The sequence below is a fragment of the Gracilimonas sp. genome, from assembly GCF_035704785.1.
Taxonomy (GTDB): domain Bacteria; phylum Bacteroidota; class Rhodothermia; order Balneolales; family Balneolaceae; genus Gracilimonas.
In genome coordinates this window covers 1-17,073 of sequence record NZ_DASSWP010000154.1, presented here as the reverse complement: position 1 = coordinate 17,073, position 17,073 = coordinate 1, and the positions used below count along the sequence as shown (strand labels likewise).

The window sequence follows — 17,073 nt, the reverse complement described above, 5'->3', positions numbered from 1 at the left end:
GGAATCGAGAAATTTAGTGAATCTGTTTTTCGGGATGAATGCTTCCAAAAAAGTACCGAATCCTGACCTTGTAAAGCCGGTGAAAAAGTTGGCAGTACTTGGAGCAGGTTTGATGGGTTCAGGTATTGCAGAGGTCAGCATGGATAAAGGTGATTACAACGTATTGCTGAAAGATCAAACCATCGATCAGGCTGCACAGGGCGAAAAAGAGATCTGGAAATCGTTAAATGAAAAAGCTGAAAAACGGATCATCTCAGAATTTGAGCGGGATAAAATGGCCAGTAAAGTAACGGGAGTTGCTTCTTATGACGGATTCAAAGCTGTGGATCTTGTGATCGAAGCCGTATTCGAAGATCTTGACCTGAAACGTACGATCGTGAAGGAGGTTGAATCAGCCACAGAAGAACACTGTATTTTTGCCTCCAATACCTCATCACTGCCAATCACAGAAATTGCCAAAGGTGCCAAACGGCCTGAAAATATCATTGGGATGCATTACTTCTCCCCGGTTCAGAAAATGCCGCTGCTTGAAATTATCACTACTGATCAAACTGCCGATTGGGTAACGCAAACAGCCTTCCAAGTTGGGGTGAATCAGGGGAAGAATGTGATCGTGGTAAAAGACGGACCCGGTTTCTACACCACCCGAATTTTGGCACCTTATATGAATGAGGCCCTCAAGCTTTTGGAAGAAGGCGCCTCCATCGAATTCCTCGATAAGATCATGAAAGACTGGGGGTTCCCGGTCGGACCCATGGCTCTTTTTGATGAAGTCGGCATTGATGTGGGAGCTCATGTAGCCGAAACGATGTCAGCCATGTTTGCCAAACGCGGCGTGGACACCACCAACCGTGCACAGGAATTACTGGATACCGGCTACAAAGGCCGCAAAAATAAACGCGGGATGTACAAATACTCTTCCGGCAAAAAGAAGGAAGTCAACACCGAGATCTATGAACACTTCGGCAGCCAAAACCGAAGTAATCCCGACAAAGAAACCGCCCAAATGCGTATGGCTTTGACTATGATCAACGAAGCGGCCTGGTGCCTGGAAGAAGGAATACTCAAGTCTCCGGAAGACGGAGATCTTGGAGCTATCCTTGGACTCGGCTTTCCTCCATTCCTTGGCGGGCCTTTCCGGTATATCGATCAAATCGGAGCGGATAAGGTGGTGGAGAAGCTAAGGAAATTCGAGGATGAATTTGGACATAGGTTTAAGGCTGCTCAGATCTTAATGGATCATGGAAAAATGTTTTATCAAAATTCCTGACTAAAACTTCAGGCTTTAAAAAATTCTATAATTAATTGATCCGGTAAAGACTTACTTTTGATAAAATAGTTCAGCTTATAATATTTAAATAATTTCGAGGGTGTTGGATGAAAGGGTTAAAGCGCACTGTGCTTTTAATGGTATTTGGGTTCTTTGTAATAGGTATTAGTTCATGTAGTTTGCTTTCAAATGATGATGGAAAAAGCTATTTCCAAAGTGTTAATAACGATTTGGAAAGCCTCAACCAGCGGGTACAGATCATCAATAATGATATCGTTCTTGATTCATTAAAGTCTAAATTTTCTTCCACTTCATCTACCCTTGGCGGTGATAAATTTACACACATTGCCAATGTGGAGTCACCGGAAGTTAATGGTAAAAAGTTAAGCGCGACCAGTATTGAAATACGTGCCAATAAGGTATATATCTCCTATCACCTGAATGGCAGCGAATACGCCGGGGCTGTAGACATCATTGATATTAATGACGAAGAAAATCCAAAGATCATTTCTTCTCTTATTTCTGAGGATACCGATATCAATGCCCTTGAGATCGAAGAAAATGCAAAAATATTATGGATCACCGGTGGACGAGATGTAGGAAGTTCAGGCTATAGTTTACAGGGACACGGAGGCGCCATACTTGGAGAAAAAGAAATTGAAAAAGGGGTCTTTAAAACAGGTTCCGGCTCTTACCGTGAAATTCCTTTACCCAGCTTTTCAGGAAATGACATCGTGGATTTTGCACAGGATCTCTATGTTGTTTCCGGAGCTACAGGAGGTGGCTTTTACCAGCTGAATAAAGGCAACCTATCGATCACTAAAAGAGTTGATAATAATTTCGCCAAAAGCATCGACAGAAGACAAGATGATGTTATTGGCTTGAACCTGTTGGCTGATAAGCGTGCCAACTTCACGATCATGGATTTTAAGAGTGATGCTATAACCACTTTTCAAACTCCTTTTGCCGTCACTCCTGTTGATGGCAAAAACGTACTTGAACATACCGCTGCCATAACCTACGTGGCCTTAGGGAATCGGGGAGTCAAAGGATATAAGTTTAGCACATCTGCCGATACTCCGGTATATGAATTCAATGCTCATGGAGCGGATGTTGCTAATGGCGTTACCGTAGACGGAAAATATGTTTATATCGCCAATGGAACGGACGGATTATTTATTACAACACTCCCAAGAGATGGTAAAACAGAGCCTGAAGAAGTTTACAGTTGGAAAAGCAATTCAACCAATACGGCCTCTGCTAATTTTGTAAAAACAAATGGTCAATACATAATATTAGCTAATGGGGTTGATGGCCTGAATATTTTAAAAATTTCTGGCAGCTAAGGGTTTTCATATCGCAGGTCTTCTCATTTCTGCGCTGACAACTTTTTGTCGGGGCAGAACTCTCCTTTTCTATTATTTCATATGACACAAGTGTTTAATTTAGCAACACTTCCAAAAGCTGCGTTTGATAATCGTTCGCTTTTCTGTAGCCTTCAGGAAATTATTGATCGCTGTATTACTTTATAATTATCAGTTATTTCAATACGCTGATTTTTTTAGTATCAATTAATGTCAAATTGGAGTACATGAGAACTACGATAATTTAGATTCGGGAGTATCTCAGTACCAATCATCTGAGCTGTTTTATCCTCAGAGCTTCCGCCCTAATGTGACATCATTTGCCCCGCTTTTCGGCAAGTATTGAATTAATTCTAATTTTCTAAAATTACCAACATGGCAATAAGAGGAGAAGAAAAAGACCCGGGTGAAAAAACGGGTATAAATAAATATTTTGATATTCATAAACCGGTCTTTTGGCCATCAGTTATCCTTATCACCGCATTAATTATCGGGGTTATATGGGCCGGTGAAGCTGCAGATAACGTTTTTAATGCAATCAGAGTAGGTATAACGGACTATGCAAGCTGGCTGTTTGTAGTAGCTGTTAACATTTTTATTGGCTTTGCTCTCTACTTTGCATTCAGTAAATATGGCAGCATTCGTTTGGGCGGCGAAGATGCCGAACCTGACTTCACCACCATGGAATGGTTTGCTATGTTGTTTAGTACAGGAATGGGAATCGGCCTGATGTTTTATGCTGTGGCAGAGCCGATGTGGCATTTGTTGTCACCGCCTCATGCTGAACAGGGTACAACCGAAGCCATACGTGATGCCATGGGCATTACCTTCCTTCACTGGGGTCTACATGCCTGGGCTATTTACGCAATTGTTGCACTTGCTCTGGCATTTTTTGCCTTTAATCGCGACCTGCCTCTTTCTTTCCGATCCGTTTTTTACCCAATTTTAGGTGATCGCATTAATGGGTGGATCGGTGATGTGATCGATGTTCTTGCAGTTTTGGGAACCTTATTTGGTTTGGCTACCTCGCTGGGACTCGGAGCTGCACAGGCAGGTGCCGGCATGGAGTACGTGTTCGGATTCGAAAATACTATCAACTTACAGGTTATCATTATTGTAGGAGTTACCGCTGTGGCTATTGGATCTGTTGTCTTAGGAATTGATAAAGGGGTGAAAGTTTTAAGTGAACTGAATATCCGTTTGGCCGGATTGTTCCTGCTCTTTATACTGATCGTAGGGCCGACCTTATTCATTCTTGGGTCCTTTGTTCAAAACCTCGGACATTATGTACAGAAGTTCCCGACACTCGCTTTTTGGACACAAACATATGAAGAAGGTTCATTTATGTCGTCCTGGACCGTTTTCTACTGGGCCTGGTGGATCTCATGGTCACCTTATGTCGGGATGTTTATTGCCCGAATCTCAAGAGGACGAACCGTTAAACAATTCGTGTTGGGAGTTTTGATCGTTCCAACCATGCTTACTTTTCTCTGGATGAGCGGTTTTGGAGGAAGTGCCATATTTCTCGAGATCAACGGTATTGCAGAGATCGCTTCTGCCGTTGAAGCAGATCAAACCACCTCACTGTTTATCTTACTCGATCAGTTTCCATGGTCTATCGTGACTTCATTCCTGGCCATCATCTTGGTCTTGAGTTTCTTTGTCACCTCGTCTGACTCAGGCTCATTGGTGATCGACGGATTGACAAGTGGCGGTAAACTAGATGCACCTGTTGGACAGCGTATTTTTTGGGCATCAACCGAGGGTATTGTTGCTGCTGTCTTGTTGTTAGGCGGCGGACTTGGAGCCCTTCAGGCCGGAGCTATCAGTACCGGCTTGCCATTTGTTATCGTGCTGCTGGTTATGTGTTACAGCCTGAAGCGTGGTCTGGAACAAGAACATCAGGATTATCTGCGAAAAGACAGAGATAAAGAGCGAGAGTCTTATCGTGAGCTAGTTATGAAAGTAATTCAAAAACAAAAAAAATCAGATTAGAGGTATAAAATGATAGACTCAAAACATTGGTTAGCATGTCTCGACTTGTCCAATATGGACGATATCCTTATCGGCTACACTGAATTTTTAACTTCCATTGTAAAACCAAAAACCATCACCTTCTTTCATACGGTGGAATCGGGACCAACGGCTATGGAGTTTGCAGAACAATTTCCTGAAATTGAATCAGAAGATGAGTTTCTCGATCTGATTAGAGCTGAGCTGAATGATAAATTAAAAGGACATTTCGAGGATGATTCCATTGAAATAAGAATGATAATCAAAACCGGCAAACCTACCGATCAGATCATTGAGGTAGTGAACTCTATTGAGCCGGACCTCTTGTTGATGGGTAAAAAAGTTGGGTATGCCGGTGAAGGGATCATCCCGAAAAGAATACTGAAATATGTGGCCACTTCCGTATTGCTTGTACCTGAAAACAGCCGCTACAGTATGAAAAACATTCTTGCTCCTATCGATTTTTCGGAGCAGTCGGCGAAAGCGGTTAAAACGGCTAAAAATTTGACTGATGGAGGAAATGTTACCGGGCAGCATATCTATCGATACCGTGCTCAGTTTTTCCCTTATTCCCTTTCCGAGAAGGATAAAAAGGAAATGGATCAAAAAATGAAGAATAAGTTAGACGGGTTCAAAAAAGATCATGGCTTCGAGGATGGCATTAATTATGTGCTTTCGTTGCAAAAGCAAGAGCGTGTTGCAGATGTGGTCTATAATCAGGCAATGGTTGATCAAACTGACCTAATCATCATCTCATCCAAGTCTAAAATAATGCAAAGCTTTGTCAGTCATGATTTTACGGACAAAATGGTGGATTATGCATTTGGTATTCCACTACTGATACAGAAAGACAAAGAGAAGCATCAGAAATTTTTGCAGTCTTTGTTTAGTTAGGTTGAGGTTTAATTCTAGGTCTATTACATACGCTCCTCCCCGCAAGCCGCAGCGAGCTGCACTTGCTGTCCCTCCAAAGGGACACAATGTTCGCGGCTTTGGCTAGCAAGTGTAATCAAATCCAGACTGCTTAATCTATTAAGGTACCTGTCTCTCTTCGGAGAGAGACAGGATTCAGCTCTGCTGTAATCCAGAGAGAGGACCGTGGTGTGGCAAGCAAAAATGTCTGTACTGGAAACACATCCTCAATTTTACTACTATCAAAAAAAGAGAGGGGTACAACATGCGCAAAAAGGTATCAAACAATCATTACAACAAACAGTTAAAGCCGGTCGCTAGAACGCTGCGAAAAAATATGACCAAAGCCGAGGCTGCTCTTTGGAAATATGGGCTAAAAAAGAAACAACGCAGAGGCTACACATTCAACCGCCAACGCCCGGTTCTAAATTATATCGCTGACTTTATGTGTAAAGAGCTCCACTTGATCATTGAAGTGGATGGTTGTAGTCATGATCATTCTGAAGCACAGCAGCATGATGAAGATCGACAGCATGCGCTGGAAACAGCAGGATTTACCATACTTCGTTTTACCGATGAGGATGTACTTAAGAATATGGATTCGGTTTGTCGCAGGATTGATGAAGAGATTGTTCTTTTGGAGAAAACGAAACAGAAATAACCACTGTCCTCCCCGGAAGTGATGAGCGAGCTCATCCTTCCTGTCCCTCCAAAGGGACACAGGGTTCTTGGCTTTAGTAAGTCTCTGTATGGGTTAGATTGTTTGATCTACCAAGAACCTGTCTCTCTTTGGAGAGAGACAGGATTTAGTTCCACTAAAATCCAGAGAGAGGACCGTGGCCTTTTAAGGCACAATATCCCCAATTTATATCCCGGCAAATACACCATCGTCTTTCAGTGTAAGAATTCGTATCTTTTTGCCGCAAAAATATAATCGCACAATAATAAATTCTTATGCAATTTTTACCTCTGTTTTTTATGGGAGCTCCCGGTGACGAAAGTGCCGGCATTATTAACCTCGTATTTCTTGGGGCTATTTTCCTCGTATTCTATCTCTTTATCATCCGTCCGCAAAGCAAACGTCAGAAAGAGATCCAGCAAATGGTTTCTGAAATGAAAAAGGGCGACAAAGTTGTTACTTCTTCCGGAATCATCGGTATTCTCGATAAGATCGAAGAAAATGAAGTTTTAGTTGATGTGGACAGTGGCACTAAGATCCGCATGCTGAAATCTGCTATTACCGATGTAAATCCTAATAAAAAGGATAAATAATCTTAAGGCTGCACTGATATTTTGCAGCTCAAAGTGAAGTAGAGCTATGAGTCAGGAATTTCATTTCAATACCATTACCGAGGCCATCGAAGATATCAAGAATGGCAAAATGGTCATCGTTGTGGATGATGAAGACCGTGAGAATGAAGGGGATTTCCTGATGGCGGCCGAGATGGTTTCCAAAGATGCCATTAACCTTATGGTGACCCACGGGCGTGGACTCGTTTGCGCTCCCATCACTAAAGACAAAGCCGATAAGCTTAAGCTCAAGCATATGGTTCAGGAAGGAGCCGATCCGGACGAAGCCAACTTCACCATTTCCATCGATCACAAACGGCAAACCACTACGGGGATTTCAGCTCAGGATAGAGCCAATACTATTAGAGAATTGGCCAATGAAGATTCCAAACCTGTCGACTTTCGTCGACCGGGTCATGTATTCCCGTTACTTGCCGTAGAAGGCGGAGTGCTTCGCCGTGCCGGACATACCGAAGCCGCTATTGATCTTGCACGGCTTGCAGGATTGAAGCCTGTGGGTATCATCTGTGAGATCATGAAGGAAGACGGGGAAATGGCGCGGGTCCCGGAACTCATCAAGATGGCTGAAGAGTTTGAGATGAAGATCATCACCATTAAAGATCTGATCGCCTACCGCAATGAAAATGAGACGCTCGTTCATGAAGTGATGGATGTGAATCTCCCAACCATGTACGGTGATTTCAGCCTTCGCGCTTTCAAAGAAAAACTTACCGGCGATATTCACCTTGCCCTAACCAAAGGTACCTGGACTAAGGAAGAACCCGTGCTCACACGTGTACACTCTTCCGATCTGATCGGAGATATTTTTGGAGCTAGAAATAAAGATACCAGTGAGCAGCTCCACCAAGCCATGCTGCAGGTTGAGCGGGAAGGAAAGGGTGTGGTTTTATATATGAACCGAAATCAACGCGGCTCGGTGTTGGTAAATCAGCTTAAAACCCTGAAAGCCTTACAGCAGGGTAAAGTTTCTGAGAATGAAGAAGACATCAGTCCGCGAGGCGATACCCGCGATTATGGGGTCGGAGCTCAAATTTTACGCTCGCTTGGAATCCGCAAGCTAAAGCTGATGACCAACAATCCGGTCAAGAGAATTGGGATCAAAAGTTTTGGACTGGAGATCGTTGATCAGGTTCCGATCGAACATAACTTTGATTTTTCGACACAGAAATACCCGTCCGAAGACCACTAGAAAAGATCATCTCCTCAATTATTGAGGAATATCAGTCTTCACTTCCTCCGATCCATCTGAAGAGACTTCTTCAGTATCAGTATCAGCTTCTTCTTGCATTCCATTCTGAGTAATAAAAAACCGGCGGTTAAAGATAAGCAGTAAAATAATTGAGCTTGAAATAGCGATATCAGCAACGTTAAAAATATAAGGGAAAACCGTCCAGTCACCGATCTTAAGGGAGAAATAAATAAAGTCAACTACATGGCCTTCCAGTACCCCGCCGTAACCTCCAATGACTCCCATAAAAAGGCGGTCAGCAATATTTCCGAATGCACCCCCAACTATCAGCCCCATGCAGGTTAAATACCCGACCGAAGCTTCATCTATATTTTTTAGGATATAAAAGAGGATTCCCGAAACCGCCAATATGGCAATGGTGCTCACAACCGGAGTTGAAAGTATATCGATACCCAAAGCCATGCCCGGGTTTTTGGTAAAATAGAATTGCAACCATCCTTCGATAAGGATCTTATTTTGCAACTCCGGGGTAGTTCGGATAAGCCATTTCGTAACCTGGTCTAAGACCAACACTATTAGTGCCGGCACAAAAATGGCTGTCAATTTTTTTCTTTTCAAACCAGAAGAATTGAATTATCTACGTTTTAATTTTGCGTCTATACTCAACTGAGTATGAGGAACAGCTTCCAAGCGTCCTTTGGAAATTTTCTTTCCGGTCACTTTACAGACGCCATATGTTTTGTTGTCGATACGCTTCAGGGCGTCGTCCAGATACTTAACGAACTTTTTGGTTCTGTTGAAAAGCATGTACGTTTTCTCACGCTCCTGAGCATCCGTTCCAGCATCAGCCATGTGGTAGGAGTAAGCAGATTCATCCGAAGCATTTTCCATGCTTTCCCGCAGTGTGCGTTGTAAAGCATTCACTTCTTCTTCTGCTTCTTCCATCTTCTTGATGATTATTTCGCGGAAATATTCCAGCTCTTCATCACTATATGGAGATACTCTTTCTTCTTGGTTTTTTGATTCTTCTTTAGCCATAGCTGCTTAGTTATGAATTAATATTTCTTCTGATGGAGATTGTGCACTCTTCCTCCCCGATTTCCCATGCTTTGGTGAAGTCTGATACCTCCAGCTCTGAGATTTGGATTTCTTCCGCTAATGTTTCCTTCTTAATATAATCACTCATTGAAACAACAGCTTCCTTAATCTTGTCTGATCCGGTAAATCCTATCGAGATTCTGTCGGTCACTTCAAAATTAGCTTCTTTTCTCATATTCTGCACACGATTTACGAATTCACGCGCAATCCCTTCCTGAATGAGATCTTCGCTTAATGCCGTATCCACTGCAACGCTGAGTCCTTTTTCAGTCTCAACCGTCCAGCCTTCCAGGCCGATGCGTACAATTTCAAGTCCCTCCGAGTCGATGCGGATTGTTTTGTCCTCTACATCCAGATCGATCCAGCCTTTTTTCTCAAACTGTGTGATCTCTTCGGTAGTCAGCTGATCTACCTTGGATGCAACAGCCTTCATTTTAGGGCCTAACCTTTTACCTAATACCGGATAGTTTGGTTTCGCTGATTTACGCACAATACCGGAATCATCATCTACAAACTGTATATCCTTTATGTTTACTTCCTCCAGAATGATATCCCGAACCGACTCAATAGCCTGACGCTCACTTGCATCTTTTATTGGAAGGATGATCCGGCTTAATGGCTGGCGTACATTCATCTCAATTTGATTGCGAACCCTAAGTACAATGTATGATATCAATCTTGCCATTTCCATCTTATGCTCAAGAGCCTTGTTGATAGCCGTTTCTTCCACTGTTGGGAAGAAAGATAAATGGACAGATTCTTCATCCTGATGGGTTACTTTATTCAAGTTCTGGTATAACCATTCACCAACAAATGGTGCAATAGGGCTGATTAACTTACTTAAATTGAGCAAGCATTCGTAAAGTGTTTGATAGGCCGCAGTTTTATCAAGAGTATTCCCTTCTTTCCAAAAACGACGTCGGTTCCGGCGGACATACCAATTACTTAATTCCTCAACAAAAGACTCCAGTTCACGGGCAGCTTTTGTAGGCTCATAATCTTCTAAATATTCTTCAACTAATTTAACAGTCGAATTCAATCTTGAGGTTATCCACTTATCAATTTCCGGCCGGTCTCCAATGGGGATAGCCGTTCCGGAGAAGGTAAATCCATCAATATTCGCATACATGGCGAAGAAAGAGTAGGTGTTAACAATAGTGTTAAAGAATTTGCGCTGAACTTCTTTAAGTCCGTCTATGCTGAATTTCAGGTTATCCCACGGTGAGGAGTTACTCATCATATACCAGCGAACGGTATCAGCTCCGAATTCCTGTATCACTTCAAAAGGATCTACGGAGTTCCCTTTTGATTTACTCATTTTTTCGCCGTTCTCATCCAGCACTAATCCATTTGAAACTACATTCTTGTAAGCCTCTTCATTGAACAGCATGGTACCCAAAGCATGTAGCGTGTAGAACCAACCCCGGGTTTGGTCCACTCCTTCAGCAATAAAGTCGGCAGGGTAGTTTATCTGGAAATCATGGTCGTTATCAAAGGGATAATGCCACTGAGCAAAAGGCATGGCGCCGGAATCAAACCAAACATCCAGCAGGTCCGGAATACGGCGCATGGTTCCACCATCCGGTGCTTCCCAGGTGATGTCATCAATAAACGGGCGGTGAAGATCTATCTTCACATCTTCATCTAACCCTGCTTTTTCACGAAGCTTGTCCATGCTTCCAATGCACTCTACATATTCCGGGTCTTTATCACTTACCCAGATCGGAATAGGCGTTCCCCAATAACGCTGGCGGGATACTGCCCAGTCCACATTGTTTTCAAGCCAGGTTCCAAATCGGCCTGATCCTGTACTTTCAGGTTTCCAGTTAATTTTCTTATTCAGCTCTACCATGCGATCCTTAAACTTGGTCGTCTCAATAAACCAGGACTCTACAGGGTAAGACATCAGCGGAGTTCCTTTCCGCCAGTCAAATGGATAGTTGTGAACCATGGTCTCGTGCTTATACATCCTATCTTTCTCTTTGATAACACGAGAAATTTCTTTGTCGGCCTCCTTGAACCACTGACCTTCAAAATCCGGAGCTTGTTCGGTAAACTTACCTTCACGGTCAATCGGGTTGAACATCGGGATATCTGCCTTTTGGCAAGATTCGTAGTCATCCGCACCAAAAGCCGGGGCAGTATGCACAACCCCGGTACCATCTTCAGTGGTTACATAATCTGCAGGAATAACTCTCCACGCTTCAGATCTGTCAAATTCCTTAAGGGCATAATCGAAGATGGGCTCATATGTTCTATGAAGCAGCTGCGACCCTTTCATTTCTTCCTTAATGGTGTAATCTTCGCCAAGCACATCTTCCACACAGTCCTTTGCCATAATAAAGGTCTCATCGAAATGAGCAACCTTCACATAATCCAGATTTGGATTTACGGCAATGGCCATGTTCGAGACTACTGTCCAGGGAGTAGTTGTCCATGCCAGGAAGTAAGTATTTTCTTCCCCATCCACTTTAAACTTGAAATAGATGGAAGGATCCTGGGTTTCCTTATAACCCAGGCTCACTTCATGAGAAGAAAGCACGGTTCCGCTGCCCGGTGAATACCATTGGATCTTGTATCCTTTATAGACCAGGCCTTTACTGAAGAGTTTATTAAAAGCCCACCAAACAGATTCAATATAGTTATTCTCAAAGGTTACATAGGGTTCATCCTGATCCACCCAATATCCCATTCGGGAAGTGAGTTCATCCCAGAGGTCCTTGTATTTAAGTACGCTTTCCCGGCATTCGGCATTATATTTTTCAATGCCGTACTCTTCAACCTGAGCGCGGCCTTCCAAGCCTAATGCTTTTTCAACTTCAATTTCTACCGGGAGTCCGTGCGTGTCCCAGCCGGCTTTTCTTTCAACCTTGAAACCTTTCAATGTCTTATAGCGGCAGAACATATCCTTAACTGTTCTGGCCATCACGTGATGAATTCCCGGCTTACCGTTTGCCGTAGGCGGGCCTTCATAAAAGGTAAAAGGGATCCCATCCTCACGTGTTTTGAGGCTTTTATCAAAAATCTTGTGTTCTTTCCACCAGTTCAGAATTTCGACTTCTGATTTTGGAAAGCTTAATGTCTTTATTTCGTCAAATTTTTTTGCCATAAAAAACTTAGTTCAGGCGAATAGTTTTAAGCCTCAAATATACAAAATATCAGAGAAAAGCTTGTACTCACTTCGATCAAAAAAATCTGGAACTTGAGGCTAAGGGCTAAGTGTTATACAATTCAACTGATCTTAAAAAGGTGAAAAGCTTTTGAGCAAGCCATACCTTTCATAAAAATCAATCTTTTGAGCGTGGATAAATCAATTTCTAAACCTATTACAACTGCCGATCCCTATAAACTCGTATTTGTGTGTCTTGGAAATATTTGTCGCAGCCCCACAGCAGAAGGCATTTTCCTGCATAAAGTTAAAGAGGAAGGATTACAGAACTACTTTTATATCGATTCAGCCGGTACTGCTGCCTATCATGTGGGAGAATCTGCAAACAGTAAAAGTCAGGCAACAGCGAATAAATATGGCGTACACCTTCCCTCCAAAGCCAGGAAGTTTGAGTATGCCGATCTGGAAGAATTTGATCTTATCCTTGCCATGGATTCCGAAAATTATAGAAATATCAAGGAGTTAGATACAAAAGATAAGTTTGATCACAAAATCAAAATGATGCGCGAGTTTGACCCTCAACCTGACATGAAAGATGTACCGGATCCTTATTATGGCGGAATGGATGGCTTCGAAAATGTTTATCGTGTATTAGAACGAAGCACCGCAGCTTTACTGAATGAGTTAAAACCATTGATCCAGAAATAGCATGCTTCCAAAGTCCATTCAAAATATTATAGAGAAGGAACTTGGTGATAAGATCAAATCAGTTAAATCTGTTCTTGGCGGGGATATAAATACGGCCTACCGTCTGACTTTTGAATCTGATCAAACTGCTTTTTTAAAAACGAATGAAGAAGCACCCCCATCCATGTTTCAAGCTGAATCAAAAGGATTAAAGTTATTAAATTCAGCCGGTACAGAATTAACTATCCCAAATGTATTATTGCTGGGAGATAATTTTTTGCTGCTGGAATGGATAAAGGAAGGGTGTGGTAAGCCCGGTTCAGCCTATAATTTTGGGGTTGAACTCGCCAAACTTCATAAAACAATAGATTCACAGTTTGGGCTCGATCAAGATAATTATATTGGAAGATTGCCCCAATCAAATACTCAGCACAATAATTGGCCTGATTTTTTTGCGATTGAGCGTATTGAACCCCAAATAAAGATGGGAATAGAATCTGATAAACTGAACCGCTCGGTGTTGAAAGAAGCAGTAAGTCTGTATAAAAAACTGGGCAGCATCTTTCCGAAAGAGCAACCTGCTTTACTGCACGGAGATTTATGGAGCGGTAATTATAAGTTCACCCAAAAAGACTCCGCCGGGATCTATGATCCTGCCGTTTATTACGGCCATCGTGAAATGGATATTTCAATGACCCGACTTTTTGGAGGATTTTCAGCGGATTTTTACAGTGGTTATAATGACGAATACCCATTGGAGCCCGGGTATGAAGATCGTATCAAGTTATGCAACTTATATCCTGTTTTGGTTCATGCAAATTTGTTTGGCGGAAGTTATTCCCGTCAGGCTGAAAAAATCATAAAAAATTATGCCTGATCAACCTTACAATAGAATCATTTCTTTAGTACCCAGCCTTACCGAGCTTTTGATCGATCTGGGTTTAAAGGATCAGCTTGTGGGCCGAACACGTTTTTGTATTCATCCGGAGGAAGACGTTCGGGAAATTGAGATCGTTGGAGGTACAAAAAGCCCGAATCTCGAAAAGATCATAGAACTTGAGCCTGATTTTATCCTGGCCAATAAAGAAGAAAACCGGGAAGAAGACATTGAAGTCCTACGTGCCTACACAAAAGTATATGTCACAGAGATCGGATCTGTTGAAGATGCCTTACTGGAATTCAGTTCACTTGGAAAAGCCCTTAGTGTTAAAGATAAAGCTCAAAATATTGTTTCTGAAATTAGCTCCATACTTTCTAAAGCACCTGAAGTTCGAGAGCTTTCCGTGGCTTATTTTATCTGGAAGGACCCCTGGATGACCGTCGGAAAAGATACTTATATCCACAATGTACTCAAGCATTATAACCTGGATAATGTGTATAGTGACCGAACCCGATATCCAAAAACAACTTTAGCAAAATTAGCCTCAAAAAATCCGGATCTTATTTTACTGAGCAGTGAACCTTTCCCTTTCAAAGAAAAGCATATTCAGGAAATTCGCGGAGCCTGCCCGACAGCGAAAATAAAACTGGTAAACGGAGAGTGGTTTAGCTGGTATGGTTCGAGAATGATGAAGGCTTTTGAAGCGCTAAATACCTGGCGACCGGAACTATAATCTTACTTTCAGCAAATTTCATCTGTTTCCGGATCTATATAACATCCGTCTCCGCTAAGTGAACGCTGCCAACTCAATTCTTTTTCGATTTCCCTAAGCCAATTTTCAATTTCTTTCTCAGTTTTATATAGCCTTCCATCTTCTTCTATATACGGAAGCCCTTCTGTCTCTGAAGTATGAACTTCCTTTTTAAAAGAAATTACCAGGTCATTAAGCTTTTCTTCCAGCTTCTCTGAATGAATATCAGATTCTTTTTTATGGAGTTTTATCATCTCATTTTTATTTGTAAGAATCTAACCTACAGCCATTTAGAACAAATTTTATTTTATTATTGGAAATATTAAAAAACTCTAATATATTAGCATTAGAAAATTTTAATACGCGAGGCACTTATGGGACTTTTAAAAAGAGTTATGATTATAGAAGACGACCCGTTGCTTTCCATCGTTGAAGAAAAGATGGTTGAAAAGCTGGGTTATAAGGTAGTTGGCAAAGCCCAAAGTGGAGAAGAGGCGCTTTCTAAGATCCGCGACCTTAGCCCGGATATATTGATCGTTGACATACAATTAGCCGGTACATTAAATGGAATACAAACTGTACAAAAGCTTCAGGAAAGTAACATCAATGTGCCGATTATTTTCTTATCAGGCGATAAGTCATCTACAGTGCTTAATTACGCCCGAACGGTAGATTATGTAGATTTTCTTTTGAAGCCCGTATCTACAGCAGAACTTTCTGTTCCACTTAAAAAAGCAACGGAATTGGTTGCAACTCTCTCTCAGAACGCTGCCTAAAAAGAACTTAGATCAAACAAAATACCCATAACCCCACATAAAGTAGTTTGACCGCTGCTTTATGATTTCTTAAAAGCCTGTTATTTATAATAGCAGGCTTTTTTTTACTTAATGTTCTACAACTACTCTCCCAGTTTGGCCCCCTTTAAGAATAATATCAACCTCTTTCTGAAGATCATTCAAACCAACCTTTCTGGCATAATGCTCCGGAAGTTTGTTATGCTCAATCTCAGCGATAGAGTCCCAGATCTTTAGCCTCATAGGCATCTTACAAATTGCAGAATCTATTCCCAGCAAACTGACCCCTCTTAAAATAAATGGATAGATACTGGTATTAAGATCATGCCCCAAGATGTTTCCGCAACAAGCCACAGCTCCATCATGATTGGTCTGCCTGATCACCGCATCCAGCATTTCACCGCCTACGGTTTCAATAGCGCCATTCCATTCCCTGCTTAGTAAAAAACTATCTTTCACTTCTGTTATCACTTTGCGGTGAATAACTTCAGAGGCGCCGAGTTTCTTCAGGAAATCAGCCTTATCCATTTTACCGGTAGCGGCTATTACCTTATATCCAGATTCGGCAAGAAAAAATACAGCCAGCGAACCAACTCCGCCGGTAGCTCCTGTAACCAATACTTTTCCATCCTCGGGCCCGATCGATTCTCGTTCTAATCTTTTTACTCCATACATCGCCGTAAATCCTGCCGTGCCATATTTCATTGAAGTTTCAAGATCCAGGCCATCCGGCAGGGCAACAACCCATTCCTTGGGAACACGGATCAGGGAACCAAAGCCACCCGGAGTATTCGATCCGAGATCTTGCCCGGTTACAATCACCTTTTGCCCTTCTGCAAAATTACCCGAAGCATCCTCAAGTACTACACCGGCAGCATCAACACCGGGAATATGCGGGTAGTTGCGGGTTACTCCTTTGTTTCCGGATGCTGAAAGAGCATCTTTATAATTCAGGGATGAATACTTAACCTCTATCATAACTTCATGTTCAGGTAAAAATGAGACCGGAACCTCAGTAACATCAGAAACAAAATTGCCACCCGATTTTTCTTTTACTAAAAAAGCTTTGAAAGTTTCCTTCTTCATTTCAATATTTTTTTTATCCATTTTAACTTTCCTTTATATGGTGCATATCTAAAGGGCACATCCAGCCAAACAGGTTTTTTAATGATACTTTTGGTGTGTGAAAATGTATCAAAACTATGCTTTCCGTGATAAGCACCCATTCCACTTTTACCAACCCCGCCAACCGGAAGATGATGGCTGCCAAACTGTGCCACTACATCGTTCACTGCTCCTCCCCCAAAAGAACATTTTTCTAACACAAGTTCTACCGCTTCATCTTCTTTAGTAAATATATACAAAGCTAAAGGCTTGGCTTTTTCTTGTATGATCGAAATAGCTTCCCGTAGTTTATCAAAAGTCAGGACCGGAAGTATAGGGCCAAAGATCTCTTCATTCATGAGTTTTCCACCGGACTCAATATCTGTCATTACCGTCGGCTCGATATAACATTCCTCTCTGTCCGTTCTACCTCCGGAATAAATATTGCCATCTTTCAAATATTCGACTAAACGATCAAAATGGTCTTCATTTACTACCCTTGGGTAATCCGGGCTTAATTTGGGATTTACTCCATAAAAATTACGGACCGACTCTTTAAAATATTCCAAAAACTCTTTTTCTATAGAAGAC

The 17,073-nt window shown here is 42.0% G+C and carries 17 protein-coding genes; 11 read left to right on the top strand and 6 right to left on the bottom strand.

What is annotated here, in order from left to right; translation table 11 throughout:
- From VFM80_RS09280 to ribB, 7 genes are all read left to right on the top strand, one after another.
- Positions 1 to 1,270 (top strand): 3-hydroxyacyl-CoA dehydrogenase NAD-binding domain-containing protein (locus VFM80_RS09280; RefSeq protein WP_395071550.1); only part of this gene is annotated, 1,270 nt, incomplete at its 5' end.
- A 107-nt stretch (positions 1,271 to 1,377) separates the two neighbouring features.
- Positions 1,378 to 2,616 carry a hypothetical protein gene (locus tag VFM80_RS09275; protein WP_395071549.1) on the top strand — a complete coding sequence of 413 codons (1,239 nt, stop codon included), beginning with the start codon at positions 1,378 to 1,380 and terminating at the stop codon, positions 2,614 to 2,616.
- 393 nt (positions 2,617 to 3,009) lie between these two features.
- Entirely contained in the window at positions 3,010 to 4,629 is a 1,620-nt protein-coding gene (locus VFM80_RS09270) for a BCCT family transporter (RefSeq protein ID WP_395071548.1), read from the top strand.
- A 9-nt stretch (positions 4,630 to 4,638) separates the two neighbouring features.
- Positions 4,639 to 5,541 carry a universal stress protein gene (locus VFM80_RS09265; RefSeq protein ID WP_395071547.1) on the top strand — a complete coding sequence of 301 codons (903 nt, stop codon included), beginning with the start codon at positions 4,639 to 4,641 and terminating at the stop codon, positions 5,539 to 5,541.
- Between the two features lie 283 nt (positions 5,542 to 5,824).
- A complete protein-coding gene (locus VFM80_RS09260; protein ID WP_395071546.1) occupies positions 5,825 to 6,220 on the top strand; it encodes an endonuclease domain-containing protein in 396 nt (131 codons plus the stop codon).
- Between the two features lie 293 nt (positions 6,221 to 6,513).
- Positions 6,514 to 6,831, top strand: a complete 318-nt coding sequence (gene yajC / locus VFM80_RS09255) for a preprotein translocase subunit YajC (RefSeq protein ID WP_395071545.1) — start codon at positions 6,514 to 6,516, stop codon at positions 6,829 to 6,831.
- Between the two features lie 46 nt (positions 6,832 to 6,877).
- Entirely contained in the window at positions 6,878 to 8,059 is a 1,182-nt protein-coding gene (ribB, locus tag VFM80_RS09250; protein ID WP_395071544.1) for a 3,4-dihydroxy-2-butanone-4-phosphate synthase, read from the top strand.
- A gap of 18 nt (positions 8,060 to 8,077) precedes the next feature.
- On the opposite strand, the gene VFM80_RS09245 is transcribed toward ribB, so the two are convergent.
- Genes VFM80_RS09245 through ileS form a run of 3 tightly spaced genes read right to left on the bottom strand, consistent with a single transcriptional unit; the run spans position 8,078 to position 12,266 of the window.
- On the bottom strand, positions 8,078 to 8,677 hold the full coding sequence (locus VFM80_RS09245) for a signal peptidase II (protein ID WP_395071543.1): 600 nt from the start codon (positions 8,675 to 8,677) through the stop codon (positions 8,078 to 8,080).
- Between the two features lie 15 nt (positions 8,678 to 8,692).
- Positions 8,693 to 9,097 carry a TraR/DksA family transcriptional regulator gene (locus VFM80_RS09240; RefSeq protein WP_395071542.1) on the bottom strand — a complete coding sequence of 135 codons (405 nt, stop codon included), beginning with the start codon at positions 9,095 to 9,097 and terminating at the stop codon, positions 8,693 to 8,695.
- Between the two features lie 10 nt (positions 9,098 to 9,107).
- Positions 9,108 to 12,266 carry an isoleucine--tRNA ligase gene (ileS, locus tag VFM80_RS09235; RefSeq protein ID WP_395071541.1) on the bottom strand — a complete coding sequence of 1,053 codons (3,159 nt, stop codon included), beginning with the start codon at positions 12,264 to 12,266 and terminating at the stop codon, positions 9,108 to 9,110.
- A gap of 192 nt (positions 12,267 to 12,458) precedes the next feature.
- On the opposite strand from ileS, the gene VFM80_RS09230 reads away from it, so the two are divergent.
- From VFM80_RS09230 to VFM80_RS09220, 3 genes are read left to right on the top strand one after another with little or no spacing between them, the layout of a single operon-like run.
- Positions 12,459 to 12,974 carry a low molecular weight protein-tyrosine-phosphatase gene (locus VFM80_RS09230; protein ID WP_395071540.1) on the top strand — a complete coding sequence of 172 codons (516 nt, stop codon included), beginning with the start codon at positions 12,459 to 12,461 and terminating at the stop codon, positions 12,972 to 12,974.
- Between the two features lies 1 nt (position 12,975).
- A complete protein-coding gene (locus tag VFM80_RS09225) occupies positions 12,976 to 13,830 on the top strand; it encodes a fructosamine kinase family protein (protein WP_395071539.1) in 855 nt (284 codons plus the stop codon).
- On the top strand, positions 13,823 to 14,566 hold the full coding sequence (locus tag VFM80_RS09220) for a helical backbone metal receptor (RefSeq protein WP_395071538.1): 744 nt from the start codon (positions 13,823 to 13,825) through the stop codon (positions 14,564 to 14,566). The genes VFM80_RS09225 and VFM80_RS09220 overlap by 8 nt, the downstream gene beginning before the upstream one ends.
- Before the next feature lie 8 nt (positions 14,567 to 14,574).
- On the opposite strand, the gene VFM80_RS09215 is transcribed toward VFM80_RS09220, so the two are convergent.
- Positions 14,575 to 14,838, bottom strand: a complete 264-nt coding sequence (locus VFM80_RS09215) for a hypothetical protein (RefSeq protein ID WP_395071537.1) — start codon at positions 14,836 to 14,838, stop codon at positions 14,575 to 14,577.
- Between the two features lie 141 nt (positions 14,839 to 14,979).
- On the opposite strand from VFM80_RS09215, the gene VFM80_RS09210 reads away from it, so the two are divergent.
- On the top strand, positions 14,980 to 15,360 hold the full coding sequence (locus tag VFM80_RS09210; protein ID WP_395071536.1) for a response regulator: 381 nt from the start codon (positions 14,980 to 14,982) through the stop codon (positions 15,358 to 15,360).
- Positions 15,361 to 15,468: 108 nt separating this feature from the next.
- Here VFM80_RS09210 and VFM80_RS09205 read toward each other — a convergent pair whose 3' ends face one another.
- Positions 15,469 to 16,485 carry a YhdH/YhfP family quinone oxidoreductase gene (locus VFM80_RS09205; protein WP_395071535.1) on the bottom strand — a complete coding sequence of 339 codons (1,017 nt, stop codon included), beginning with the start codon at positions 16,483 to 16,485 and terminating at the stop codon, positions 15,469 to 15,471.
- On the bottom strand, positions 16,461 to 17,073 hold a 613-nt coding region (locus tag VFM80_RS09200; RefSeq protein WP_395071534.1), incomplete at its 5' end, for an aldehyde dehydrogenase family protein. The genes VFM80_RS09205 and VFM80_RS09200, both read right to left, overlap by 25 nt.